Below are 22,133 nucleotides of genomic sequence, written 5' to 3' on the forward strand. Positions count from 1 at the left end.
TATCGGGGTGCCGGATCGCCGGCCCCCCGGCTCATCCACGAGTACGTCCGCAGGGCCCCCTCGGGCTACCCGGCTCCCAAAGCCACTCACCCCAGGACCGGGGACGTTCTCACTTGCAGGATTTTTAGCACCAATAGAGTGCACCAGTTTTTTGCTGCCCGATTTCGGGCATGATGAGCTGGCTTGTAGCCATATTCCTACCTTTTGAAACGCTTGTTCGGGACTATGGTTCGGAAATTGCTACTTTTATCCGGTCATACGCGTTCCAGTAACAGTACTTAGTGCGCCACAAGCGCTCATTCTGGTCTTCAGGGATTAAATAATGAAAAAAGCATTGCTGACCCTTTCCGCACTGGCTCTCTGCATGGGCGCAGGCGTCGCCATGGCCAAGGAATACAAGGAACTGCGCTTCGGCGTGGACCCGTCCTACGCGCCCTTCGAATCCAAGGCCGCTGACGGCAGCCTGGTCGGCTTCGACATCGACCTGGGCAACGCCATCTGCGCCGAGCTGAAAGTCAAATGCAAATGGGTCGAAAGCGACTTCGACGGCATGATTCCAGGCCTCAATGCCAACAAGTTCGACGGTGTGATCTCGTCGATGACCGTGACCGAAACCCGCCAGAAAGCCATCGACTTCTCCAGCGAGCTGTTCTCCGGCCCGACCTCCCTGGTGTTCAAGAAAGGGGCGAACTACTCCACCCCCGAATCCCTCAAGGGCAAGACCGTGGGCTACGAGCAAGGCACCATCCAGGAAGCCTACGCCAAGGCCGTGCTGGACAAGGCCGGGGTAACCACCAAGGCCTACGCCAACCAGGACCAGGTCTACGCCGACCTGACCTCCGGTCGTCTCGACGCCTCGGTACAGGACATGCTCCAGGCCGAACTGGGCTTCCTGAAGTCGCCAGCCGGCGCCGGCTACGAAGTCAGCAAGGCGATCGACGATCCGCTGCTGCCATCGAAAACCGCGATCGGTATCAAAAAAGGTAACAAGGACCTCAAGGCTCTGTTGGACAAAGGTATCGAAGCGTTACACAAGGACGGCAAATACGCCGAAATCCAGAAGAAGCACTTTGGCGACCTGAATCTGTATAGCGGGAAGTGATCCCCTGGGCGCCCCCTGCAAAAGGGGGCGCTTTCTTGACGGCCAAAGGCACACGTTCATGTTCGACAACCTCCTGCACACCCTGGGGCTCTCCGCCTTCAGCTTGAAGGGCTTCGGCCCGATCCTGCTGCAAGGCACCTGGATGACCATCAAATTATCGATACTGTCGCTGCTGGTGAGCGTGCTGCTCGGCCTGCTCGGCGCCAGTGCCAAGCTTTCCAGCATCGGCCTGCTGCGCCTGCCGGCGCAGATCTACACCACGCTGATCCGCGGGGTACCCGACCTGGTACTGATGCTGCTGATCTTCTACAGCCTGCAAACCTGGCTCTCCAGCCTGACCGATGCGATGGACTGGGAATACATCGAGATCGACCCGTTCGCCGCCGGGGTCATTACCCTGGGTTTCATCTACGGCGCCTATTTCACCGAAACCTTCCGTGGCGCGATTCTCGCCGTGCCGCGCGGACAGCTCGAAGCCGCCACCGCCTACGGTCTCACCCGGGCCCAGCGCTTTCGCTTCGTGACCTTCCCGCAGATGATGCGCTTCGCCCTGCCGGGAATCGGCAATAACTGGATGGTGATCCTCAAGGCCACCGCGCTGGTTTCGATCATCGGCCTGGCCGATCTGGTCAAGGCCGCCCAGGATGCGGGCAAGAGCACCTATCAACTGTTCTACTTCCTGGTGCTCGCCGCCCTGATCTACCTGCTGATCACCAGTGCCTCGAACTATGTCCTGCGCTGGCTTGAACGGCGTTATGCCGCCGGTGCCCGGGAGGCCGTGCGATGATCGAACTGCTCGAACAATACTGGCGCCCGTTCCTCTACAGCGACGGCCAGCACATCACCGGCCTGGCCATGACCCTGTGGTTGCTCAGCGCCTCGATCTTCATCGGTTTCCTGCTGTCGATCCCGCTGTCGATCGCCCGGGTCTCGCCCAAGCGCCGCATCCGCTGGCCGGTGGAGTTCTACACCTACCTGTTCCGCGGTACGCCGCTGTATATCCAGTTGCTGATCTGCTACACCGGGATCTACAGCCTGGAGGCCGTACGCAACCAGCCGTTGCTCAACTCGTTCTTCCGCGATGCGATGAACTGCACCATCCTCGCCTTCGCCCTGAACACCTGCGCCTATACCACGGAGATCTTCGCCGGGGCGATCCGCAGCATGAACCATGGCGAGGTCGAGGCGGCCAAGGCCTATGGCCTCACCGGCTGGAAGCTCTACGCCTACGTGATCATGCCGTCGGCCCTGCGCCGCTCGCTGCCGTACTACAGCAACGAAGTGATCCTGATGCTGCACTCGACCACGGTGGCCTTCACCGCGACCATTCCCGATATCCTGAAGATCGCCCGGGACGCCAACTCGGCGACCTACATGACCTTCCAGTCGTTCGGCATCGCCGCGGTGATCTACCTGGCGATCACCTTCACCCTGGTCGGCCTGTTCCGGCTGGCCGAACGCCGCTGGCTGGCCTTCCTCGGCCCGGCCCACTAGGACTTGCCCATGCGTCATGTCACTCATGACCTGCTGGCGCCCGTACCGGGCACCGCACGTCAGATCCACAGTTTCCACTTCGGCCCGGAACAGGCCGAACGCAAGGTCTATATCCAGTCTTCGCTGCACGCCGACGAACTGCCCGGCATGCTGGTCGCCTGGCACCTCAAGCAGCGCCTGGCCGAGCTGGAGCAGGCCGGCCGCCTGCGGGGCGAGATCGTGCTGGTACCGGTGGCCAACCCGATCGGCCTGGAACAGGTGCTGATGGACGTGCCCCTGGGACGCTACGAGCTGGAAAGCGGGCAGAACTTCAACCGCTGGTTCGTCGACCTCAGCGAGGAGATCGGCAACCGCGTCGAGCCCCTGCTCAACGATGATCCGCGACACAACCTGTGGCTGATCCGGCGCGAACTGAAGACGGCGCTGGCGGCGGAGGTCCCGGCCACCCAACTGCAATCCCAGCGACTGGCACTGCAACGGATCGCCTGCGATGCCGACATGGTGCTCGACCTGCATTGCGACTTCGAGGCCGTCACCCACCTGTACACCACGCCCGAGGCCTGGCCGCAGGTCGAGCCGCTGGCCCGCTATATCGGTTCCGAGGCCAGCCTGCTGGCGACCGACTCCGGCGGCCAGTCCTTCGACGAGTGTTTCACCCTGCTCTGGTGGGACCTGCAGCAACGCTTCGGCGAGCGCTTCGCGATGCCCATGGGCAGCTTTTCGGTGACCGTCGAATTGCGCGGCCAGGGTGATGTCACCCACCCGCTGGCGAGCCAGGACTGCCAGGCGATCCTCGACTACCTGAGCCACTTCGGGGTGATCGAAGGCGAGATCGCGCCACTGCCGGCACTGCGTTATCCGGCGACGCCGCTGGCCGGGGTCGAACCGGTAGCCACGCCATTCGGCGGCCTGCTGGTATTCCATGCCCTGCCGGGCCAGCACCTGGCAGCCGGGCAACTGATCGCCGAAGTCATCGACCCGATCAGCGACCGGGTCACCCCTGTTCACAGCGCCACCGCGGGCCTGCTCTATGCCCGTTCGCTGCGCCGCATGGCGACCGCCGGCATGGTCATCGCCCATGTCGCCGGCCACGAAGCCTATCGCAGCGGCTATCTACTTTCTCCTTGAGGTACCCATGTACAAACTGACCATTGAAGGCCTGCACAAGAGCTATGGCAACCACGAGGTGCTCAAGGGCGTCTCGCTCAAGGCCAGGACGGGCGATGTGATCAGCCTGATCGGCGCCAGCGGTTCGGGCAAGAGCACCTTCCTGCGCTGCATCAACTTCCTGGAAACGCCCAACGACGGTGCCATGACCCTGGACGGCCAGGCGATCCGCATGGTCAGCGACCGAAACGGCATGCGCGTCGCCGACGAAGCCGAGTTGCAACGCATCCGTACCCGCCTGGCGATGGTGTTCCAGCACTTCAACCTGTGGAGCCACATGAGCGTGCTGGAAAACATCACCATGGCGCCGCGCCGGGTGCTGGGCGTCGATCGCAAGGAGGCCGAGGACCGGGCCCGCCGCTACCTGGACAAGGTCGGCCTGCCGGCGCGGGTCGCCGAGCAGTACCCGGCGTTTCTCTCCGGAGGCCAGCAACAGCGGGTGGCAATCGCCCGGGCGCTGGCGATGGAACCGGAAGTGATGCTGTTCGACGAACCGACCTCGGCGCTCGACCCGGAACTGGTGGGCGAAGTGCTGAAGGTGATCCAGGGGCTGGCCGAGGAAGGCCGGACGATGATCATGGTCACCCACGAAATGAGCTTTGCCCGCAAGGTATCGAGCCAGGTGCTGTTCCTGCACCAGGGGCTGGTGGAGGAGCAGGGAGCCCCCGAGGACGTGCTGGGCAACCCGCAGAGCGAGCGGCTGCGGCAGTTCCTCAGCGGTAACCTCAAGTAATTGCGCAAGGCCTGAGGGCCTGTTCGCGGGCAAGCCACGCTCCTACAGGGGTTGCTGCCATGCCCGGAATACGTGTACGGCGCAATACTGTAGGAGCGTGGCTTGCCCGCGAAGAGGCCATCACGCTCTGCCTCAGTTATGGGCGGCCTGCCATGGGTAGGCCAGCCACTTCTGCATGCGCTTGGCGAACCGCCCGCTTTCCATGTCCTGGTGCAGCCACTGGTCAACGTACTGTTTAAGCACGATGTCCCGCGGCAACAGCACCGCCTTCTCGGAAAAATCGAACGGCTGGTCCGGATGCACCGCGCATAACTGCGGGTGCAGCTTCTCCTGCAGGCGTGTCTCCACCGCGTCGGTCATCATCAGGTCGGCCTTGCCGTCGACGATCTGCTGGAAGATGGTGACGTTGTCGTCATGCACGACGATCCGCGCCTGTTTCAGGTTGGCCCGGGCGAATTTCTCGTTGGTGCCTCCCGGATTGACGATGGCCGTCACCTGCGGCTGGTCGATCTGTTCCAGGGTCTGGAAGGCCTGCTGGCGGGAGCACAGGGTGATCGGTGTCTTGCCATCACGCTGGTAAGGCTGTGAAAAAAATGCCTTTCTCTGGCGCTCCATGTTCACCGAGATGCCACTGATCGCCAGGTCGAAGTGGTCCGCCTGCAAATCGTTCATCAGCGTCGGCCAGGTCGTCGGCACCAACTGCAGCTTCGCCCCCATCGATTGCGCCAGCTCCTGTGCCAGCTCGATGTCCAGGCCGATGAAATGCTCGCCACTCTTGTAGCTGAAGGGCTTGTAGTCACCCGTGGTGCCGACTCGCAGTACACCCTGCTGGATGATCCGGTCGAGCCGACCGACCACCTGCACCGGCGCAGCACCCTGCGCCAGCTCGGCAGCCTCGGCCAACGGGGTGGCGACCAGGAGCGCCGACAGCAGGAGCCGGGAAAATCCCAGGGGAATGGAAAACGTCATGGGCAGCCCTTCTTATTGTCTGATATCCGTGAGTGCGCGTTGATGGCACTGGCGCAGACTACCTGCAAGGACTGAAACAGGCGACCCCTGGACGGCACGCGGCCGTCCAGTCGGGCACGGATCAGGCCACCGGCGCCGGTGGTGGCTCGTCGGGCAGCACCGGTTCACCCGGTTCGGTGGGCTGTTCGTTGGGGGTATCGGGATCCGGCTGGCCGGGAATACCACCGGAAAGGCTCTGTGGATGGGCGAGCAATGACCAGGCCAGCAGGCCCACTTGATTGGGTTCCAGTCTTGCCAGTTCGGCACTGATGCTTGGATCGATCTTCATGGGTGACTCCTGGGCGAAATGACCCGGCCAGCCTTGCGCCAACCAGGGCGGTACACTCTGTAGAGTGCACCGGCGCCCAGGAATTCCCTCGGACTTGCCGCCCTTCGTCAGGTGCGCGGCAGGGTCACGCCACGCTGGCCCTGATACTTGCCGCCGCGGTCCTTGTAGGAGACTTCGCACTCCTCGTCGGACTCCAGGAACAGCATCTGCGCCACGCCTTCATTGGCGTAGATCTTCGCCGGCAGGGTGGTGGTGTTGGAGAACTCGAGGGTCACGTGGCCTTCCCACTCCGGTTCCAGCGGGGTCACGTTGACGATGATCCCGCAGCGCGCGTAGGTGCTCTTGCCCAGGCAGATGGTCAGCACGTTGCGTGGAATGCGGAAGTACTCGACGGTACGGGCCAGGGCGAAGGAGTTCGGCGGAATGATGCAGACATCGCTCTTGATATCGACGAAGCTGCCGGCATCGAAGTTCTTCGGATCGACGGTCGCCGAGTTGATGTTGGTGAACACCTTGAACTCGTCGGCGCAACGCACGTCGTAGCCATAGCTCGACACGCCGAAGGAAATCAGCCGATCGGCGCCTTCGCCACGCATCTGGCGCTCGACGAAGGGTTCGATCATGCCGTGCTCTTGCGCCATGCGGCGAATCCACTTGTCCGATTTGATGCTCATGGCGGGTGTCCTGAATAGCGAGGTGGAGAAATTCTGCCCGGCATCTTACCGGGGCGCATCGCCCGGTTCAAAGTCCGGGGCTCGATTTGCCACAAAATAGCTAACCCGGATCACCCCGCCAAACCCCGCAAAAACCTTTGTGGCGGGCGCCTGCTGGCCGGCCGGGACACCGTCAGTCACGAAATAGGCGAAACCTTGGCAAAGACCATTGGCACGTTCTGGAAAAAGGGTTAAGGTGGCATCACTGTGCTGCTTGTGTCACTGAGAATCTCTCCACGATGTTGAATTTCGATCCAACCATCTCCAAGAATTTTTCCTGCTCTTTGCACTCAGTCTCGGCCAGGGCGTTTCCTGAGCCGCAGTTAACTTTGTCCAAGGAGACATCAAATGTCTAACCGCCAAACCGGTACCGTCAAGTGGTTCAACGATGAAAAAGGCTTCGGCTTCATCACCCCACAATCCGGTGACGACCTGTTCGTACACTTCAAAGCTATCAAGGCTGACGGTTTCAAGACCCTGAAAGAAGGCCAGCAGGTTTCTTTCGTCGCTACCCGCGGCCAGAAAGGCATGCAAGCTGAAGAAGTAGAAGTTATCTAACTTCTGTTGATTCAGTAGAAAGCCCCGCTCTCTGACGAGATGCGGGGCTTTTTTGTGCCCGGATGTTTTCCCGGGCCGCGCCGAAGGTTGCTTGTACTGGGCGGACAGCCCGGCACAAGCAACCCTACCGGTCAGTCGTCGCTGATGGTGATGTTCGGCAACGCCTGGCTTGCCGCTTCCTGCAGCACGATCCGCGCGCCCACATGGCGCGCCAGTTCCTGATAGACCATGGCGATCTGCCCATCCGGCTCGGCCGCCACGGTCGGCTTGCCGCCGTCGGCCTGCTCGCGGATGACCATCGACAACGGCAGCGAGGCCAGCAACTCGACGCCGTACTGCGAAGCCAGCTTCTCGCCACCGCCCTCGCCGAACAGGTGCTCGGCATGGCCACAGTTCGAGCAGATGTGCACCGCCATGTTTTCCACCACACCCAGCACCGGAATGTTCACCTTGCGGAACATCTCCACGCCCTTCTTCGCATCGAGCAGAGCCAGGTCCTGCGGAGTGGTGACGATCACCGAGCCGGCCACCGGGACCTTCTGCGCCAGGGTCAGCTGGATATCGCCGGTGCCCGGCGGCATGTCGATCACCAGGTAGTCCAGGTTGCCCCAGTCGGTCTGGGTCACCAGTTGCAGCAGGGCGCCGGAGACCATCGGCCCACGCCAGACCATCGGCGTGTTGTCATCGGTCAGGAAGGCCATGGACATGACTTCCACGCCCAGCGATTCGATCGGCACGAACCACTTCTGCTCCTTGATTTTCGGCCGGGTGCCTTCGGCGATCCCGAACATCACGCCCTGGCTCGGGCCGTAGATATCCGCATCGAGAATTCCCACCCGGGCCCCTTCGCGGGCCAGCGCCAGGGCCAGGTTGGCGGCGGTGGTCGACTTGCCCACCCCGCCCTTGCCGGACGCCACCGCCACCACGTTCTTCACGTTGGCCAGCCCCGGGATCTGCGCCTGGGCCTTGTGGGCGGCAATCACGCAGTCGATCTCGACCCTGGCCGAGGCCACGCCGTCCAGGCCTTCGATAGCCAGTTGCAGCATCTGTGCCCAGCCGTTCTTGAACAGCCCGGCGGCATAACCCAGTTCGAGGCGGACGCTGACTCGGTCGGCCTGGATGTCGATGGCCTTCACGCACCCGGCGCTGAGCGGGTCCTGATTCAGATAAGGATCGGTGTACTGGCGAAGGACGGCCTCCACCGCTGCGCGATTGACTGCGCTCATGGGCAACTCCCGAAAAAGGCTGAGTGAAACAGACGGCTATCGTAACCGTTCTGGGCCGATGCGACATGCCAGACATTGATTTGTCGCGACTACGAGGGGGAAACCGCCACAGGTGAAATATATTTCCCGGCGCTTTATAGTGTCCGGTCTCCGTTTCACTTCAAGTAGCCGAGCCCCATGTCCGAGCCACGCCAGATTCTCGTCACCAGCGCCCTGCCCTATGCCAATGGTTCCATCCACCTCGGCCACATGGTCGAGTATGTCCAGACCGACATGTGGGTGCGTTTCCAGAAGCACCGCGGCAACCAATGCATCTATGTCTGCGCTGACGACGCCCATGGCTCGGCCATCATGCTGCGTGCCGAGAAGGAAGGCATCACGCCGGAACAGCTGATCGCCAACGTCCAGCTCGAACACAGCAGCGACTTCGCCGACTTCCTGGTCGACTTCGACAACTTCCACTCGACCCACGCCGAGGAGAACCGCGAGCTGTCGACGCAGATCTACCTGCGCCTGCGCGACGCGGGGCACATCGCCAACCGGGCGATCACCCAGTATTTCGACCCGGAAAAGCAGATGTTCCTGGCCGACCGCTTCATCAAGGGCACCTGCCCGAAATGCGGCACCGAGGACCAGTATGGCGACAACTGCGAAAAATGCGGCGCCACCTACGCCCCGACCGACCTGAAGGATCCGAAGTCGGCGATTTCCGGCGCCACGCCGGTACTGAAGGAATCCCAGCACTTCTTCTTCAAGCTGCCGGACTTCCAGGCCATGCTGCAAGGCTGGACCCGCAGCGGCACGCTGCAGGATGCCGTGGCGAACAAGATCGCCGAATGGCTGGACAGCGGCCTGCAGGAGTGGGACATCTCCCGCGACGCGCCATACTTCGGCTTCGAGATCCCGGATGAGCCGGGCAAGTACTTCTACGTGTGGCTGGACGCACCGATCGGCTACATGGCCAGCTTCAAGAATCTCTGCGCCCGCCGTCCGGAACTGGACTTCGACGCGTTCTGGGGCAAGGACTCCAAGGCCGAGCTGTACCACTTCATCGGCAAGGACATCGTCAACTTCCACGCCCTGTTCTGGCCGGCGATGCTCGAAGGCGCGGGCTACCGCAAGCCTACCGGGATCAACGTGCACGGCTACCTGACCGTCAACGGCCAGAAGATGTCCAAGTCCCGCGGCACCTTCATCAAGGCCCGGACCTACCTCGACCACCTGTCGCCCGAGTACCTGCGCTACTACTACGCGTCCAAGCTGGGCAAGGGCGTCGACGACCTCGACCTGAACCTCGACGACTTCGTGCAGAAGGTCAACTCGGACCTGGTCGGCAAGGTGGTGAACATCGCCAGCCGTTGCGCCGGTTTCATCCACAAGGGCAACGCCGGTGTGCTGGTCGCGGGCGATGCCGCTCCCGAGCTGACCGAGGCCTTCCGCGCTGCGGCCCCGAGCATCGCCGATGCCTACGAGAGCCGCGACTTCGCCCGCGCCATGCGCGAGATCATGGCCCTGGCCGACCGCGCCAACGCCTGGATCGCCGACAAGGCGCCATGGGCCCTGGCCAAGCAGGAAGGCAAGCAGGATGAAGTCCAGGCCGTCTGCGCCGCGGGTATCAACCTGTTCCGCCAGTTGATCATCTTCCTCAAGCCGGTGCTGCCGCTGCTGGCCGCCGATGCCGAGGCGTTCCTCAACGTCCCGCCGCTGACCTGGAACGATCACGCCAACCTGCTGGCCAACCATCAACTGAACGCGTTCAAGCCGTTGATGACCCGTATCGACCCGGCAAAAGTGCAGGCGATGACCGACGCTTCGAAGGAAGATCTCGCCGCCAGCCAGACCGACACGGGCAGCGCCGCGCCGAAGGGCAACGGCGAACTGGCCAAGGACCCGCTGTCGCCGGAGATCGAATTCGACACGTTCGCCGCAGTCGACCTGCGCGTCGCGCTGATCGTCAAGGCCGAGGCGGTCGAGGGTGCGGACAAGCTGCTGCGCCTGACCCTGGACATCGGTGACGAACAGCGCAACGTGTTCTCCGGAATCAAGAGCGCCTACCCGAATCCGGCCGAGCTGGAAGGTCGCCTGACCATGATGATCGCCAACCTCAAGCCGCGCAAAATGCGTTTCGGCATCTCCGAGGGCATGGTCATGGCCGCAGGCCCCGGCGGCGAGGAAATCTACCTGCTGAGCCCGGACAGCGGTGCCAAGCCTGGCCAGCGGATCAAGTAACGCTGTCCTGCCTGACCTCGCGGGCCACGATCTTCGTGGCCCGCGACGTTTCATAGCTAGTACGGCCCGTTCGCTTGCCGGATAATTCACGCCATACGCTTGCCCGGCAAGATCAATGACCGACCTCCTTCTCACACTCGTCAGCGCCGCCCTGATCAACAACGTCGTGTTGCACTGGCCGCTGGGCGTCGATCCGTTGCTGCAGGACACCCGGGGCGAGCGCCGCCGGCTGCATGCCCTGGGCATCGCCACCACCTGGGTGATGCTGGTCGCCACCCTGCTGAACCATGGCCTCTATCACCTGGTATTGCTGCCGCTGCAGTTGGGCGCCTTGCAAGTATTGGTGTTCCTGCCCGTCAGCTTCGCCCTGATCGGCCCGAGCCTGAAGCTGCTGGCGCGCTGGCTGCCCGACCTGCCGTTCGAACGGCTGTGGCCGCTGCTGCTGACCAACGCCGGCATTCTCGGCGTGGCCCTGATCGCCACGCAGGACGACCACGGCCCAGGGCAGGCGGCGCTGTCGAGCCTGGGTGGCGGCCTGGGTTTCTGGCTGGTCCTGGTCCTGTTCCACGACCTGCGCCGGCGTACCTATCATGAAGAAGTGCCCCTGCCGTTTCGCGGGCTGCCGATCGAACTGATCAGCGCCGGCCTCATGGCCCTGGCCTTTCTCGGTTTCAACGGACTGTTCAAGTCATGAGTCTGATTCAACACATCGACGCGCTGCTGCCGCAGACCCAATGCGGCAAATGCGGCCACCAGGGCTGCAAACCCTACGCCGAAGGCATCGCCAACGGTGAAGCGATCAACAAGTGCCCGCCGGGCGGCAGTGAAACCATCGCCGCCCTGGCCAGCCTGTTGCGCGTACCGGTCCTGGAACTGGATACGGAACGCGGCACCGCACCGGCCCAGGTCGCGTTCATCCGCGAAGCCGAGTGCATCGGCTGCACCAAGTGCATCCAGGCCTGCCCGGTGGACGCCATCGTCGGTGCCGCCAAGCTGATGCACACGGTCATCCTCGACGAATGCACCGGTTGCGATCTGTGCGTGGCGCCCTGTCCGGTGGACTGCATCGAAATGCGCCCGCTGCCGGCCAATGTCGTCCCCATTATCGGCGGGTTGGCCCATGACGCCGGGCAACAGCAGGCTCGCAGCGAAAAACGCGCCCGCGCCCGGCGCCGCTTCGACCGGCACAACGCCCGGCTGCAGGGCGAGGAACAACGACGCAATGCCGAGCGCCAGGCCAGGGCGGCGCGCCCGGCGCAAACCGACCACACGGCGAACGATCCGGTCAAGGCCGCCCTGGAACGGGTCAAGGCGCAAAAGGCCCTGGACTCCGATGCCGCGCTGAAAAAGGCCAGGATCGACGTGGCCATGAGCCGTGCGCAATTGAACAAATCCCTGAAGGCCTTCGGCCATCCACCGACTGCCGAGCAGGCCGCACAACTGGTGGTGCTGCAGCAACAGTTCGAAGCCGCGGAGCTGGCCCTTGCCCGCCTGGAAAGCGCCGCTCCCGCCACCCCGGCGCCCGCGATGCCCCAGGATGCCGAACTCAAGCGCGCCAAGATCCAGTTGGCCATGCGCCGCGCCGAGCTGAAGAAGGCCGAGGCGAATGCGGCGCCAGCCGAGCAGGTCGCCCTCCTCAGCGCCGCGCTCGCACAGGCCGAGCGCGACCTGCATGCCGCCGAGGATGCCTCCGGGAAGCCCGCCCCCGATCTGGTTCGTATCGAAAAAAGGCCGATCGATCAGCAGCTCAGGGCCCTTAAAACTGAACTGGCCTATGCCCGTGCCGAACTTGGCAAACTGCAGCGCCGCCCTGATACCTCGGCACAGGCGCTGAGTGACGCCCAACGCAGGCTCGAGGAGGCCCAGCGCCAGGTCAATGCCCATGTTGCGCCCTGACCAGCCGGACAGGCGCATCCGGCAGGCCATGCAGTGGGTGCTGCTCGCCACGTTGCCCGGCGCGCTGGTGCTGTTCGGGCTGTATGGCTGGGGCGTGCCGATCAATCTGCTGCTGTGCGCGAGCACCGCACTGCTGACCGAAGCCGCTGTGCTGCGGCTGCGCGCACGTCCGCTAAGGCCCGCGTTGCAGGACGGCAGCGCGCTGGTCAGCGCCACCCTTCTCGGCCTGGCGCTGCCACCCTACGCGCCGTGGTGGCTGGCGGTGTTCGCCAGCGCTGGCGCCCTGCTGGCGGGCAAGCACCTGTACGGCGGCATCGGCAGGAATCCCTTCAACCCGGCGATGCTCGGTTATGCACTGGCGCTGGTGAGTTTCCCGCAGCCGATGACACACTGGCCGGCGCCCCATGGCCTGGACCTGCTCGGCGGCCTGCAGCAGGTATTCGGCCTGCATCTGCCCGGCCAGCCCGACGCCTGGGCCCAGGCGACCGCCCTCGACAGCCTGCGGCTCAATAAAAGCCTGACCATGGAAGAACTGTTCGCCAGCCATGCCGCTTTCGGCCGTTGGGGCGGCAAGGGCACCGAGTGGGTCAACCTGGCCTTTCTCGCCGGCGGCCTGTTGCTGTTGAAACAGAAGGTTTTCAGTTGGCATGCCCCGGTCGGGATGCTGGCGGGTCTGTTCCTCGCCAGCCTGATCGGCTGGAACGGCAGCGGTTCGGATTCCAACGGCTCGCCGCTGTTTCACCTGTTGAGCGGCGCGACCATGCTCGCAGCCTTCTTCATCGTCACCGAACCGGTCTCAGGCCCTTCTGGTGCCAGGGCCCGCCTGCTGTTTGGTGCCGGGGTCGGGCTGCTCACCTACCTTATCCGCACCTGGGGTGCATACCCCGATGGCGTGGCCTTCGCCGTGCTGTTGATGAACCTGGCGGTGCCGGCTGTGGAGCGCTGGTCGGTCCCTCGTGACGAGCGCAGCACGCCATGAACAGAACCGGCTCGCTGGTGATGGTGGTCGCCCTGGCAGCGCTGCTTGCGGGCCTGGTCTGGGATCTGCAGCGACAGGTGACACCGCGCATCCAGGCGCAGCAACTGGCAGTCCAGACGCGAGCGCTGTCCCAGGTGCTCCCGCCCGGTGAATACGAGCGCCAGTCGCTGGCATTGGAGGCCAGTGAGCTGGCCCATAGCAGCCTGACTCAAGGCTATCGGATGCGGCTGCACGGAAAGCCGGTGGCCATCGTGCTCCAGAGCAGAACCCGGGGTTACGGCGGGCCGCTCGAATTGCTGGTCGGTATCGACACGAACGGCAGACTGCTGGGCGTGAAAACCCTGTCGCAGCGGGAAACGCCCGGGCTGGGTGCCAGGATCGCCGAGGACGGCGGCGCCTGGCTGGGCACCTTTCTCGGCAAGTCACGCACGGATACTCCCGACACGGCGTGGAAGCTGAAAAGGGACGGTGGCCAGTTCGACCAGATGGCCGGTGCCACGATCACCTCGCGGGCGGCGGTCGATGCGACCCATGACGCCCTGCGCTACTTCGACGAGCACCGCGGGCAACTGCTGGGAGAGCCGGACCAATGAATAGAAGCACACTGCTGCCCGGCTCATTGATGCTCGCCCCCCTGCTCGGAGCCAGCGACTCGCTGATCAAGGCCGCGTCCCTGTGGCTGGCAAGTCTGCTGGTGGCCGTACTCTATGGCGCATCGAGCCGCGCCCTGAAACCCTGGCTCAATCCAGCCCTGGCGTGGCCGGCGCAGACCCTGCTCGCCGCTGCCAGCGCCAGCCTGGTCTCGCTGGGACTGCAGGTCTGGTCCTGGGAATTGCAGCAGGCCCTTGGCTTCTACCTGGCCCTGCTTGGCGTGCAATGCCTGGCGCTGGAACATCTGGGCTTTTTCCGCGCAGGCGGGTTGAGAGAGAATGTTCATCTGTTCGCCGGCTTCGGCGCCCTGTCGATCTGCCTGGGGCTGCTGCGCGAACTGCTGGCGGACGGCACGCTGTTCGCCCACCTGCAATGGTGGATCGGCTCGGCGCCCCCAGAGCCTGTCAGGGTATTCGCCGCAGCGAGCGGCTTGCGCCTGGCCGGGCTGATGCCAGGGGCGTTTCTCCTGCTCGGTCTGCTGCTGGCCCTGAAACAAGCCTGGACCCTGCGTTCAACCTCACACCGAGTGCTTCCAAGGAAATGACTGCCCCATGAATGCCGCCAAACGCCTGGAAATTTTCCGTCGGCTCCACGAAGACAATCCGGAACCCAAGACCGAACTGGCGTACTCGTCACCGTTCGAGTTGCTGATTGCCGTGATTCTTTCCGCCCAGGCCACCGACGTCGGCGTGAACAAGGCGACGGCACGGCTGTACCCGGTCGCCAACACCCCCGAAGCGATCTACGCGCTGGGGGTCGAAGGGCTGTCCGAGTACATCAAGACCATCGGCCTGTATAACAGCAAGGCAAAAAACGTCATCGAAACCTGCCGACGGCTGATCGAGCTGCATGGCAGCGAGGTGCCGCAAACCCGTGAAGCCCTGGAGGCATTACCCGGGGTTGGCCGCAAGACCGCCAACGTGGTGCTCAATACCGCCTTCCGGCAGCCGACCATGGCGGTCGACACGCATATTTTCCGGGTCAGCAACCGCACGGGGCTGGCACCCGGGAAGAACGTGCTGGAAGTGGAAAAACAATTGATGAAATTCGTGCCTAAACAGTACCTGCTCGACTCCCATCATTGGCTGATCCTGCTCGGCCGCTACGTTTGCCAGGCCCGAAAGCCGCGCTGTGGCAGTTGCCGAATCGAGGATCTGTGCGAATACAAGCACAAGACATCCGACGATTGAGCCTCCATTACTATTATTGATAAGTCGATTGAAAAAATCTTTTTTACCCGATCGTTAATTATCGATATAAGGAGCGCCAACGGCAGTCTTAGCCCGGAGTTGACTTTATGAGTACCGATAAAGAAGCGCTGGATATAGAGGACGACCTGATGCAGGTCGATCCGGACGAAACGGAGCCTCAAGTAGAGGTGGCGAAGACCAATCTGAGCAAGCGTCGTACCATCGACAACCTGCTGGAAGAACGCCGCCTGCAAAAGCAGCTGGCTGATTACGATTTCGACCTGTAGTAACGTGCCCCTCCCATCAAAAGCCTCCTGTTCGGAGGCTTTTGGCTATGACGACAGGCGTGCCGTTCCGCCCTCATCACTCCGACCTTGCCAACGCCTCCCCCACACTGCCGGAACGGCGCTCAAACCAGACCATTACGCTGGGCGAGTTCGATCAGGTCGACCAGGGAACGGGCATTGAGCTTCAACAGCAGACGTGTCTTGTAGGTACTCACGGTCTTGTTGCTCAGGAACATGCCATCGGCGATTTCCTTGTTGCTCTTTCCCCTGGCCAGTTGTTGCAGCACCATCATCTCGCGGCCGGACAACCGGTTGACCATATCCGCCTCACTGGCATTGCCCATGCTGGAACGCACGGTATGCAATGCCTGGTTGGGGAAATAACTGTAGCCGGATAGAACGGCCTTGATGGCGCTGAGCATCTCGGTCAGGTCCTGCTGCTTGCACACGTAACCGGCAGCTCCCGCCTGCATGCAACGCATGGAGAAATGACCGGGAGCCTGCGAAGTCAACACCAGCACCTTGAAAGAGAGCCCCATGGAAGTTAGACGGGCAATCACTTCAAGCCCATCCAGCTTGGGAATTCCTATATCGAGTATAACTATGTCCGGCGTATGCTCTCGCGCCAGTTGCAAGGCGTCCACGCCGTTATCCGTCTCCGCGATGACTTCGTATCCATGCCGTTCCATCAGCATACGTACGGCAAGACGAATGACGGGATGATCATCCACGATCAGCACTTTATTCATGGGCAAGTCCAAATTTCGCTGTTCGAATTTTCAGAATCAGCACAATAGCCTAGTCACAACCTCCTGGGCATAGCACCTACCCCAGGCAGTATCAGCCAAAGACCTTCCCTACAAACAACAAGGAATTGCCCTACAAAAAAAGCACCACAAGAAAAGTACCGTTTTCAGGAACGAGGTGATGACACCCCCATTCGGAGATTCTGCGCTACAAGCCCCTGGCTCGCTGCATGGATATCGCCTCATGAAGCGGAAAAAGAAACCAATAAACAAAATGAACAAACATACGACTCACGACACCTTGCTTATTACACATCAACCTTAGAGATACCAGGCATTGAATGTCTATTGGTTTTCTGCAACAAGAAATAACCCACTCACCTGCGGCAACCCCCCACGCGCCCTCTCACAAGACCGTTTCCAGTGCCAACCGGCCTTGCCTCGGGCACCACAGTCGACCGTCACACCTGAATCGATGTCGCGCCAGGGCCTGGGCCACGCAATAAACATGTTTATCATTTGATGACACAAGCCCGGCCAAAAAGCGTTTATCTGTCAATCAGGAACCCGGCTGGACGAGCCTCGGCGAGGCCCGACAGAAAAGACTGTGCTCCGGCACCAGATAAATCTTTGCAAAAGGATAATTAAAAACATTCAAGAAAAATCATAACAAAACAGCACCAAGACAATTTACATCCACACCAACCTCAACTTAAAGAAACGGACTACATCACCAAAAGAACGCTTACCAAAACATTAAAACTTGCCAACCGAAAAAATTACCGACAACTGAGCAACATGCTTTTCCCTTGCAGGCAAAAATTTCTCCCGCTAGCTTCTTTGAAAACAGGAACCGCCTCGACCCGGTCCCCTCGCAGGAAAATCCATTACAGCCTATCCACTTCCACGAGCAGGCTATATATCATGAAAAACGCAAAAATAAACAAAGAGAATACTCCCTGTAAACCTCACGAACTGGAACTGGCCATCAGCGAGTTCATCAAAAGCGGTGGAACGATAGATACCAGCGCAAAAAAAGAGTCACCCGCCAACAATCGAACAGCAGCAGGCTGTTCGGAAAAAACCACTGAAACAGAGGAGGACTACACAAGGAAAGTTGAACTTCTGAAAGACCTGATAACGAAGGGCGCAGGCATTTATGCCTTGCAATATTCGTTGAAGATGAACAAGGAAGAAATAAAAAGAATGGCCCGGGATCAGGGGCTGAAAATCGCCCAGCGACGCCCGTTGGCGGCTGCCAGGAGGTACCGCCATCCCCAGCCGGACGTTGGCGGCCTGCAGGATGATGACGTGATCGCCGGCCATGCCATGCACTACGCGGCATTGGGATACACCGCCCAGGAGATTGCCCAGACGCTGGAGTTGAGTGTGCGCCAGGTGTGGGAACTGGCGAAGAACTACCGCTTCGGGCTCCACCATCAACGGGAGGAGCACCCGGATTGACCCCTGGCACCGCCTGTTCGCGCCAGATCAGCCTTATCTCTCCCGCCGCATACCTCAACCAGCAGGCCGAACGAGAAGATGCCCCCGAGGCGCACTCCGCCTACTGTTCACGACGCAAAAAAACCCGGCCTGCATGGCCGGGTTCTTTTCAGGCAGGCACTGGATCAGAACAGCTTGCGGCCCTTGTTCGCGGCAATGCGCATGCGCAACGCGTTGAGCTTGATGAAGCCGGCAGCATCGGCCTGGTTGTAGGCGCCGCCATCTTCCTCGAAGGTTGCGATGTTGGCATCGAACAACGACTCGTCGGACTTGCGGCCGGTCACGATCACGTTGCCCTTGTACAGCTTCAGGCGAACCACGCCGTTCACGTGAACCTGCGAAGCGTCGATCATCTGTTGCAGCATCAGACGCTCAGGGCTCCACCAGTAGCCGGTGTAGATCAGGCTGGCGTACTTGGCCATCAGCTCATCCTTGAGGTGAGCGACTTCGCGGTCCAGGGTGATCGACTCGATCGCCCGGTGCGCGCGCAGCATGATGGTACCGCCAGGGGTTTCGTAGCAGCCGCGGGACTTCATGCCCACGTAGCGGTTCTCGACGATGTCGAGACGACCGATACCGTGTGCGCCACCGATACGGTTCAGGGTCGCCAGCACGGTGGCCGGGGTCATTTCGACGCCATCCAGCGCAACGATGTCGCCGTTGCGGTAGGTCAGTTCCAGATACTGCGGCTTGTCGGGAGCGTTCTCCGGGGAGACGGTCCAACGCCACATGTCTTCTTCGTGCTCGGTCCAGGTGTCTTCCAGCACGCCGCCTTCATAGGAGATGTGCAGCAGGTTGGCATCCATCGAGTACGGCGATTTCTTCTTGCCATGACGTTCGATCGGGATGGCGTGCTTTTCAGCGTAATCCATCAGTTTCTCACGGGACAGCAGGTCCCATTCGCGCCACGGAGCGATCACTTTCACACCCGGCTTGAGCGCGTAGGCGCCCAGCTCGAAACGCACCTGGTCGTTACCCTTGCCGGTGGCTCCGTGGGAAATGGCGTCGGCGCCGGTTTCGTTGGCGATTTCGATCAGGCGCTTGGCGATCAGCGGACGCGCGATGGAAGTACCCAGCAGGTACTCGCCTTCGTAGACGGTGTTGGCACGGAACATCGGGAAGACGAAATCGCGTACGAACTCTTCGCGCAGGTCGTCGATATAGATCTCTTTGACGCCCATGGCCTGCGCCTTGGCACGAGCCGGCTCGACCTCTTCGCCCTGACCCAGGTCAGCGGTGAAGGTCACCACTTCACAGTTATAAGTATCTTGCAGCCACTTGAGGATCACCGAAGTGTCCAGGCCGCCGGAATACGCGAGAACGACCTTTTTTACGTCGGCCATGCCATCACTCCACGGGGGTTGTACGGAAAGGCCCGATTCTACCGACCCGGTTCGTGGTTTTACAGAGGCGCGACAGCCAAGGATGTCAATGCGACAGATACTGTCGGGAGCGCGACGAGAACAGCCGTTTCAGGAAGTTTTCGCCGCGCTGCCAGCCGCTGCGGTCGGTGCCGGCTTTTCGGCTGGCTTCTCGGGCGTCGGCGCAGCGGGCGCTGCCGCGGCGGGAGCGGGTGCGGCGGGAGCCTCCGGGGCACGTTCAAGGTGGATGTTGACCCGACGGTTCTTCGCCCGGTTGGCGGGATTGGTGTTGGGCACCAGCGGGTAACGCTCGCCATGGAAACGCATGACGATCTGCGACTCCGGAATACCGGCCGCCTTGAAGAAATCCATCACCGCCAGCGCACGTCGACGTGACAGGTCGCGGTTGGTCAGGCGGTTGCCGCTGTTGTCCGAATGGCCGTCGAGCTCGATGTGATTGACGGTCGGATCGGCCTTCATGAAGTCCAGCATCACCTGCAATTGGGCCTTGGCCTGGGCGTTGAGCTCGATGCCGCCATCCGGAAAACCGACCTCGGCCTGCTTGATCTGCTCGAAATTCTTCGGCAGCAGCTTGGCGGTACAGCTCTGGAAGTCGCTGTAGGCCTGGTTGAACTTCACCGGCAACAGGCGCACCTCGGAAACCCCGCCCTCACGGGAATAGTGACGGACCAACGGGCTACGGCCTTCGAGCAGCCCATGGAACAGGCCGCCGGCCTGGCCCTGGGAACTGTTGAACAGCACATCGCCATTGCCGATTTTCACCGAGCCCAGGTTGATGTCGCCGCGCCCGGGCTGCCAGGGCGCCGCCGCGGCCAGCAGGGTCGCCGAACCGCCGCCGAACATGTGGTTATTGGACTTGAGCCGGAAAATCGCCTGCTCGCCCGCACGTCGCACGAACTCGCCGGCACCGAAGTCGGTGATCGGCTGAGTCAGCCGACACTCGAATTTGTCCCCTTCCACCTTCCATTCGATGCTTTCCAGACGGGTCTGGAAAGTCAACGCCATGGCCGGCAGGCTGGCAAACATACTGAGCAGGGCTAAATAACGCTGGCGCACGGGAGGCTCCAATGGTTCTACGGCTGTGAGACTGACGTACCGGTTCTACGCCATACCTTCGGGATATCGGTTGCATCCGGCAAAACTTGATAGCGAGTGCCTGAGAGAGTCTTTTCCGGTAGCATTCCCCTGAGTTCGACCCGCCTGGAATCCCCAATGTCCGACCGCCTGACCCTGCTGCGTCCCGACGACTGGCATATCCATCTTCGCGATGGTGCTGCGTTACCCCACACTGTTGCGGATGTTGCGCGCACCTTTGGTCGCGCCATCATCATGCCAAACCTGGTGCCACCGGTGCGCGATGCCGACGAAGCCGACGCCTATCGCCAGCGCATTCTCGCGGCGCGGCCAGCCGGCAGCCGTTTCGAGCCGCTGATGGTGCTCTACCTCACCGACCGCACCCAACCCGAGCAGATCCGCGCCGCCAAGGCCAGTGGTTTCGTCTACGCGGCCAAGCTGTACCCGGCTGGCGCGACCACCAACTCGGACTCCGGCGTGACCAGCGTGGACAAGATCTTCCCCGTCCTGGAGGCCATGGCCGAAGTCGGCATGCCGCTGCTGGTGCACGGTGAAGTGACCCGTAGCGAGGTCGACGTGTTCGACCGCGAGAAACAATTCATCGACGAGCACATGAGTCGTGTGGTCGAGCGCTTCCCGACGCTGAAGGTGGTGTTCGAGCACATCACCACGGCCGACGCGGTCCAGTTCGTCAACGCGGCGTCGGGCAACGTCGGCGCGACCATCACCGCCCACCACCTGCTGTACAACCGCAACCACATGCTGGTGGGTGGCATTCGGCCGCATTACTACTGCCTGCCGATCCTCAAGCGCAATACGCACCAGTCGGCCCTGCTCGACGCCGCCACCAGCGGCAGCGAGAAGTTCTTCCTCGGCACCGACTCGGCGCCCCACGCCCAGCACGCCAAGGAAGCCGCCTGCGGCTGCGCCGGTTGCTACACCGCCTATGCGGCCATCGAGCTGTATGCCGAGGCGTTCGAGCAGCGTAATGCCCTGGACAAGCTCGAAGGGTTCGCCAGCCTGCACGGCCCGCGCTTCTACGGCCTGGCGCCGAACAGCGAGCGCATCACCCTGGTTCGCGAAGAGTGGACCGTCCCCGCCAGCCTGCCGTTTGGCGAGTTGTCCGTGATCCCGCTGCGCGCCGGTGAAAAACTGCGCTGGCGCCTGCTGGAGGAAACCCTGTGAGTGATGATCATTTCGACGACGAACTGGAAGGCAACGGTGCTTCAGGTGGCCCCCGCCACCCGATGGCCGCACGCTTTCGCGGCTACCTGCCAGTGGTCGTCGACGTAGAGACCGGTGGCTTCAACGCCGCCACCGACGCCCTGCTGGAAATCGCCGCGACCACCATCGGCATGGACGAAGATGGCTTCGTGTTCCCCGAGCACACCTACTTCTTCCGGGTCGAGCCGTTCGAAGGTGCCAACATCGAGGCGGCGGCCCTGGAGTTCACCGGGATCAAGCTCGATCACCCGCTGCGCATGGCAGTCAGCGAGGAAACCGCGCTGACCGACATCTTCCGCGGCGTACGCAAGGCACTCAAGGCCAACGGTTGCAAGCGGGCGATCCTGGTCGGCCACAACAGCAGCTTCGACCTCGGCTTCCTCAACGCCGCCGTGGCGCGCCTGGACATGAAGCGCAACCCGTTTCACCCGTTCTCCAGCTTCGACACCGCCAGCCTGGCCGGCCTCGCCTACGGCCAGACCGTACTGGCCAAGGCCTGCCAGGCCGCCGGTATCGATTTCGATGGTCGCGAGGCCCACTCGGCGCGCTACGACACCGAGAAGACCGCCGAGCTGTTCTGCGGCATCGTCAACCGCTGGAAGGAAATGGGCGGCTGGGAAGACTTCAACGACTGATCCCGCCCGAACGAATCGCGCCCATGAAAAAACCGGCCCTGAGGCCG

General features: G+C 62.1%; 24 protein-coding genes. 17 read left to right on the forward strand and 7 right to left on the reverse strand.

Features of this window, described 5'->3' with window-relative positions:
• The first annotated feature begins 322 nt into the window (after positions 1-322).
• From ACZ5KU_RS25410 to ACZ5KU_RS25430, 5 genes are read left to right on the forward strand one after another with little or no spacing between them, the layout of a single operon-like run.
• A complete protein-coding gene (locus tag ACZ5KU_RS25410) occupies positions 323-1,102 on the forward strand; it encodes a transporter substrate-binding domain-containing protein (protein WP_054056619.1) in 780 nt (259 codons plus the stop codon).
• Between the two features lie 58 nt (positions 1,103-1,160).
• Complete coding sequence (locus ACZ5KU_RS25415; protein WP_054056618.1) at positions 1,161-1,889, forward strand: ABC transporter permease; 729 nt, start codon at positions 1,161-1,163, stop codon at positions 1,887-1,889.
• Positions 1,886-2,596 (forward strand): ABC transporter permease, encoded by a 711-nt coding sequence (locus ACZ5KU_RS25420; protein ID WP_054056617.1) that lies wholly within the window; start codon positions 1,886-1,888, stop codon positions 2,594-2,596. Before ACZ5KU_RS25415 ends, ACZ5KU_RS25420 begins: the two co-directional genes overlap by 4 nt.
• Positions 2,597-2,605: 9 nt before the next feature.
• Entirely contained in the window at positions 2,606-3,724 is a 1,119-nt protein-coding gene (locus ACZ5KU_RS25425; RefSeq protein ID WP_464736431.1) for a succinylglutamate desuccinylase/aspartoacylase family protein, read from the forward strand.
• A gap of 7 nt (positions 3,725-3,731) precedes the next feature.
• The gene (locus ACZ5KU_RS25430; protein ID WP_054061655.1) at positions 3,732-4,496 is read left to right on the forward strand and encodes an ABC transporter ATP-binding protein; all 765 of its coding nucleotides are present in this window, start codon (positions 3,732-3,734) and stop codon (positions 4,494-4,496) included.
• Positions 4,497-4,628: 132 nt separating this feature from the next.
• Here the strand turns inward: ACZ5KU_RS25430 and ACZ5KU_RS25435 are convergent, their stop codons facing one another.
• The 3 genes from ACZ5KU_RS25435 to dcd form a co-directional block, all read right to left on the reverse strand.
• Positions 4,629-5,465 (reverse strand): transporter substrate-binding domain-containing protein, encoded by an 837-nt coding sequence (locus ACZ5KU_RS25435; protein WP_416770359.1) that lies wholly within the window; start codon positions 5,463-5,465, stop codon positions 4,629-4,631.
• A 121-nt stretch (positions 5,466-5,586) separates the two neighbouring features.
• Positions 5,587-5,793 carry a hypothetical protein gene (locus tag ACZ5KU_RS25440; protein ID WP_416770361.1) on the reverse strand — a complete coding sequence of 69 codons (207 nt, stop codon included), beginning with the start codon at positions 5,791-5,793 and terminating at the stop codon, positions 5,587-5,589.
• 107 nt (positions 5,794-5,900) lie between these two features.
• Positions 5,901-6,467 carry a dCTP deaminase gene (gene dcd / locus ACZ5KU_RS25445; RefSeq protein ID WP_010445012.1) on the reverse strand — a complete coding sequence of 189 codons (567 nt, stop codon included), beginning with the start codon at positions 6,465-6,467 and terminating at the stop codon, positions 5,901-5,903.
• 387 nt (positions 6,468-6,854) lie between these two features.
• On the opposite strand from dcd, the gene ACZ5KU_RS25450 reads away from it, so the two are divergent.
• The gene (locus tag ACZ5KU_RS25450; protein ID WP_054056612.1) at positions 6,855-7,064 is read left to right on the forward strand and encodes a cold-shock protein; all 210 of its coding nucleotides are present in this window, start codon (positions 6,855-6,857) and stop codon (positions 7,062-7,064) included.
• Positions 7,065-7,195: 131 nt separating this feature from the next.
• On the opposite strand, the gene apbC is transcribed toward ACZ5KU_RS25450, so the two are convergent.
• Positions 7,196-8,290 carry an iron-sulfur cluster carrier protein ApbC gene (gene apbC, locus ACZ5KU_RS25455; RefSeq protein ID WP_054056611.1) on the reverse strand — a complete coding sequence of 365 codons (1,095 nt, stop codon included), beginning with the start codon at positions 8,288-8,290 and terminating at the stop codon, positions 7,196-7,198.
• Between the two features lie 177 nt (positions 8,291-8,467).
• Here apbC and metG point away from each other — a divergent pair, with 177 nt between their 5' ends.
• The 8 genes from metG (at position 8,468) to ACZ5KU_RS25495 (ending at position 15,522) form a co-directional block, all read left to right on the forward strand.
• Positions 8,468-10,519 carry a methionine--tRNA ligase gene (gene metG / locus ACZ5KU_RS25460; RefSeq protein ID WP_054061657.1) on the forward strand — a complete coding sequence of 684 codons (2,052 nt, stop codon included), beginning with the start codon at positions 8,468-8,470 and terminating at the stop codon, positions 10,517-10,519.
• 115 nt (positions 10,520-10,634) lie between these two features.
• Entirely contained in the window at positions 10,635-11,213 is a 579-nt protein-coding gene (locus ACZ5KU_RS25465; protein ID WP_464736432.1) for an electron transport complex protein RnfA, read from the forward strand.
• Complete coding sequence (rsxB, locus tag ACZ5KU_RS25470) at positions 11,210-12,415, forward strand: electron transport complex subunit RsxB (protein ID WP_416770368.1); 1,206 nt, start codon at positions 11,210-11,212, stop codon at positions 12,413-12,415. Before ACZ5KU_RS25465 ends, rsxB begins: the two co-directional genes overlap by 4 nt.
• On the forward strand, positions 12,402-13,394 hold the full coding sequence (locus ACZ5KU_RS25475) for an RnfABCDGE type electron transport complex subunit D (RefSeq protein WP_054061659.1): 993 nt from the start codon (positions 12,402-12,404) through the stop codon (positions 13,392-13,394). The genes rsxB and ACZ5KU_RS25475 overlap by 14 nt, the downstream gene beginning before the upstream one ends.
• Positions 13,391-13,987, forward strand: coding sequence for an RnfABCDGE type electron transport complex subunit G (locus tag ACZ5KU_RS25480; RefSeq protein ID WP_464736433.1), 597 nt, complete (start codon positions 13,391-13,393; stop codon positions 13,985-13,987). The genes ACZ5KU_RS25475 and ACZ5KU_RS25480 overlap by 4 nt, the downstream gene beginning before the upstream one ends.
• Positions 13,984-14,589, forward strand: coding sequence for an Rnf-Nqr domain containing protein (locus ACZ5KU_RS25485; protein WP_054057489.1), 606 nt, complete (start codon positions 13,984-13,986; stop codon positions 14,587-14,589). The genes ACZ5KU_RS25480 and ACZ5KU_RS25485 overlap by 4 nt, the downstream gene beginning before the upstream one ends.
• A gap of 7 nt (positions 14,590-14,596) precedes the next feature.
• Positions 14,597-15,235, forward strand: a complete 639-nt coding sequence (gene nth, locus ACZ5KU_RS25490; protein ID WP_054057488.1) for an endonuclease III — start codon at positions 14,597-14,599, stop codon at positions 15,233-15,235.
• A gap of 107 nt (positions 15,236-15,342) precedes the next feature.
• The gene (locus tag ACZ5KU_RS25495) at positions 15,343-15,522 is read left to right on the forward strand and encodes a PA3496 family putative envelope integrity protein (RefSeq protein WP_054057487.1); all 180 of its coding nucleotides are present in this window, start codon (positions 15,343-15,345) and stop codon (positions 15,520-15,522) included.
• 122 nt (positions 15,523-15,644) lie between these two features.
• Here ACZ5KU_RS25495 and ACZ5KU_RS25500 read toward each other — a convergent pair whose 3' ends face one another.
• Positions 15,645-16,271 (reverse strand): response regulator transcription factor, encoded by a 627-nt coding sequence (locus ACZ5KU_RS25500; protein WP_010445030.1) that lies wholly within the window; start codon positions 16,269-16,271, stop codon positions 15,645-15,647.
• A 921-nt stretch (positions 16,272-17,192) separates the two neighbouring features.
• Here ACZ5KU_RS25500 and ACZ5KU_RS25505 point away from each other — a divergent pair.
• Complete coding sequence (locus ACZ5KU_RS25505) at positions 17,193-17,732, forward strand: hypothetical protein (protein ID WP_054057486.1); 540 nt, start codon at positions 17,193-17,195, stop codon at positions 17,730-17,732.
• Between the two features lie 164 nt (positions 17,733-17,896).
• On the opposite strand, the gene ACZ5KU_RS25510 is transcribed toward ACZ5KU_RS25505, so the two are convergent.
• Entirely contained in the window at positions 17,897-19,114 is a 1,218-nt protein-coding gene (locus tag ACZ5KU_RS25510; protein WP_054061663.1) for an argininosuccinate synthase, read from the reverse strand.
• A gap of 129 nt (positions 19,115-19,243) precedes the next feature.
• Positions 19,244-20,209 carry a flagellar protein MotY gene (locus ACZ5KU_RS25515; protein ID WP_054057484.1) on the reverse strand — a complete coding sequence of 322 codons (966 nt, stop codon included), beginning with the start codon at positions 20,207-20,209 and terminating at the stop codon, positions 19,244-19,246.
• A gap of 156 nt (positions 20,210-20,365) precedes the next feature.
• Here ACZ5KU_RS25515 and pyrC point away from each other — a divergent pair, with 156 nt between their 5' ends.
• Both pyrC and rnt read left to right on the forward strand, forming a co-directional pair.
• The gene (gene pyrC / locus ACZ5KU_RS25520; RefSeq protein ID WP_464736434.1) at positions 20,366-21,412 is read left to right on the forward strand and encodes a dihydroorotase; all 1,047 of its coding nucleotides are present in this window, start codon (positions 20,366-20,368) and stop codon (positions 21,410-21,412) included.
• Positions 21,409-22,086, forward strand: a complete 678-nt coding sequence (rnt, locus tag ACZ5KU_RS25525; protein WP_054057482.1) for a ribonuclease T — start codon at positions 21,409-21,411, stop codon at positions 22,084-22,086. Before pyrC ends, rnt begins: the two co-directional genes overlap by 4 nt.
• Positions 22,087-22,133: the final 47 nt, after the last annotated feature.

Source organism: Pseudomonas sp. Tof1 (genome assembly GCF_055390395.1).

Bases quoted from the DNA above. Each gene is read 5' to 3' on its own strand.
- ACZ5KU_RS25430 (WP_054061655.1), top strand. From the start codon at position 3,732: ATGTACAAACTGACCATTGAAGGCCTGCACAAGAGCTATGGCAACCAC.
- ACZ5KU_RS25500 (WP_010445030.1), bottom strand. From the start codon at position 16,271: ATGAATAAAGTGCTGATCGTGGATGATCATCCCGTCATTCGTCTTGCC.
- ACZ5KU_RS25420 (WP_054056617.1), top strand. From the start codon at position 1,886: ATGATCGAACTGCTCGAACAATACTGGCGCCCGTTCCTCTACAGCGAC.
- ACZ5KU_RS25475 (WP_054061659.1), top strand. From the start codon at position 12,402: ATGTTGCGCCCTGACCAGCCGGACAGGCGCATCCGGCAGGCCATGCAG.
- dcd (WP_010445012.1), bottom strand. From the start codon at position 6,467: ATGAGCATCAAATCGGACAAGTGGATTCGCCGCATGGCGCAAGAGCAC.
- ACZ5KU_RS25425 (WP_464736431.1), top strand. From the start codon at position 2,606: ATGCGTCATGTCACTCATGACCTGCTGGCGCCCGTACCGGGCACCGCA.
- ACZ5KU_RS25510 (WP_054061663.1), bottom strand. From the start codon at position 19,114: ATGGCCGACGTAAAAAAGGTCGTTCTCGCGTATTCCGGCGGCCTGGAC.
- ACZ5KU_RS25465 (WP_464736432.1), top strand. From the start codon at position 10,635: ATGACCGACCTCCTTCTCACACTCGTCAGCGCCGCCCTGATCAACAAC.
- ACZ5KU_RS25450 (WP_054056612.1), top strand. From the start codon at position 6,855: ATGTCTAACCGCCAAACCGGTACCGTCAAGTGGTTCAACGATGAAAAA.
- rsxB (WP_416770368.1), top strand. From the start codon at position 11,210: ATGAGTCTGATTCAACACATCGACGCGCTGCTGCCGCAGACCCAATGC.
- nth (WP_054057488.1), top strand. From the start codon at position 14,597: ATGAATGCCGCCAAACGCCTGGAAATTTTCCGTCGGCTCCACGAAGAC.
- ACZ5KU_RS25435 (WP_416770359.1), bottom strand. From the start codon at position 5,465: ATGACGTTTTCCATTCCCCTGGGATTTTCCCGGCTCCTGCTGTCGGCG.
- metG (WP_054061657.1), top strand. From the start codon at position 8,468: ATGTCCGAGCCACGCCAGATTCTCGTCACCAGCGCCCTGCCCTATGCC.
- apbC (WP_054056611.1), bottom strand. From the start codon at position 8,290: ATGAGCGCAGTCAATCGCGCAGCGGTGGAGGCCGTCCTTCGCCAGTAC.
- ACZ5KU_RS25410 (WP_054056619.1), top strand. From the start codon at position 323: ATGAAAAAAGCATTGCTGACCCTTTCCGCACTGGCTCTCTGCATGGGC.
- pyrC (WP_464736434.1), top strand. From the start codon at position 20,366: ATGTCCGACCGCCTGACCCTGCTGCGTCCCGACGACTGGCATATCCAT.
- ACZ5KU_RS25495 (WP_054057487.1), top strand. From the start codon at position 15,343: ATGAGTACCGATAAAGAAGCGCTGGATATAGAGGACGACCTGATGCAG.
- ACZ5KU_RS25480 (WP_464736433.1), top strand. From the start codon at position 13,391: ATGAACAGAACCGGCTCGCTGGTGATGGTGGTCGCCCTGGCAGCGCTG.
- ACZ5KU_RS25440 (WP_416770361.1), bottom strand. From the start codon at position 5,793: ATGAAGATCGATCCAAGCATCAGTGCCGAACTGGCAAGACTGGAACCC.
- ACZ5KU_RS25485 (WP_054057489.1), top strand. From the start codon at position 13,984: ATGAATAGAAGCACACTGCTGCCCGGCTCATTGATGCTCGCCCCCCTG.
- ACZ5KU_RS25505 (WP_054057486.1), top strand. From the start codon at position 17,193: ATGAAAAACGCAAAAATAAACAAAGAGAATACTCCCTGTAAACCTCAC.
- ACZ5KU_RS25415 (WP_054056618.1), top strand. From the start codon at position 1,161: ATGTTCGACAACCTCCTGCACACCCTGGGGCTCTCCGCCTTCAGCTTG.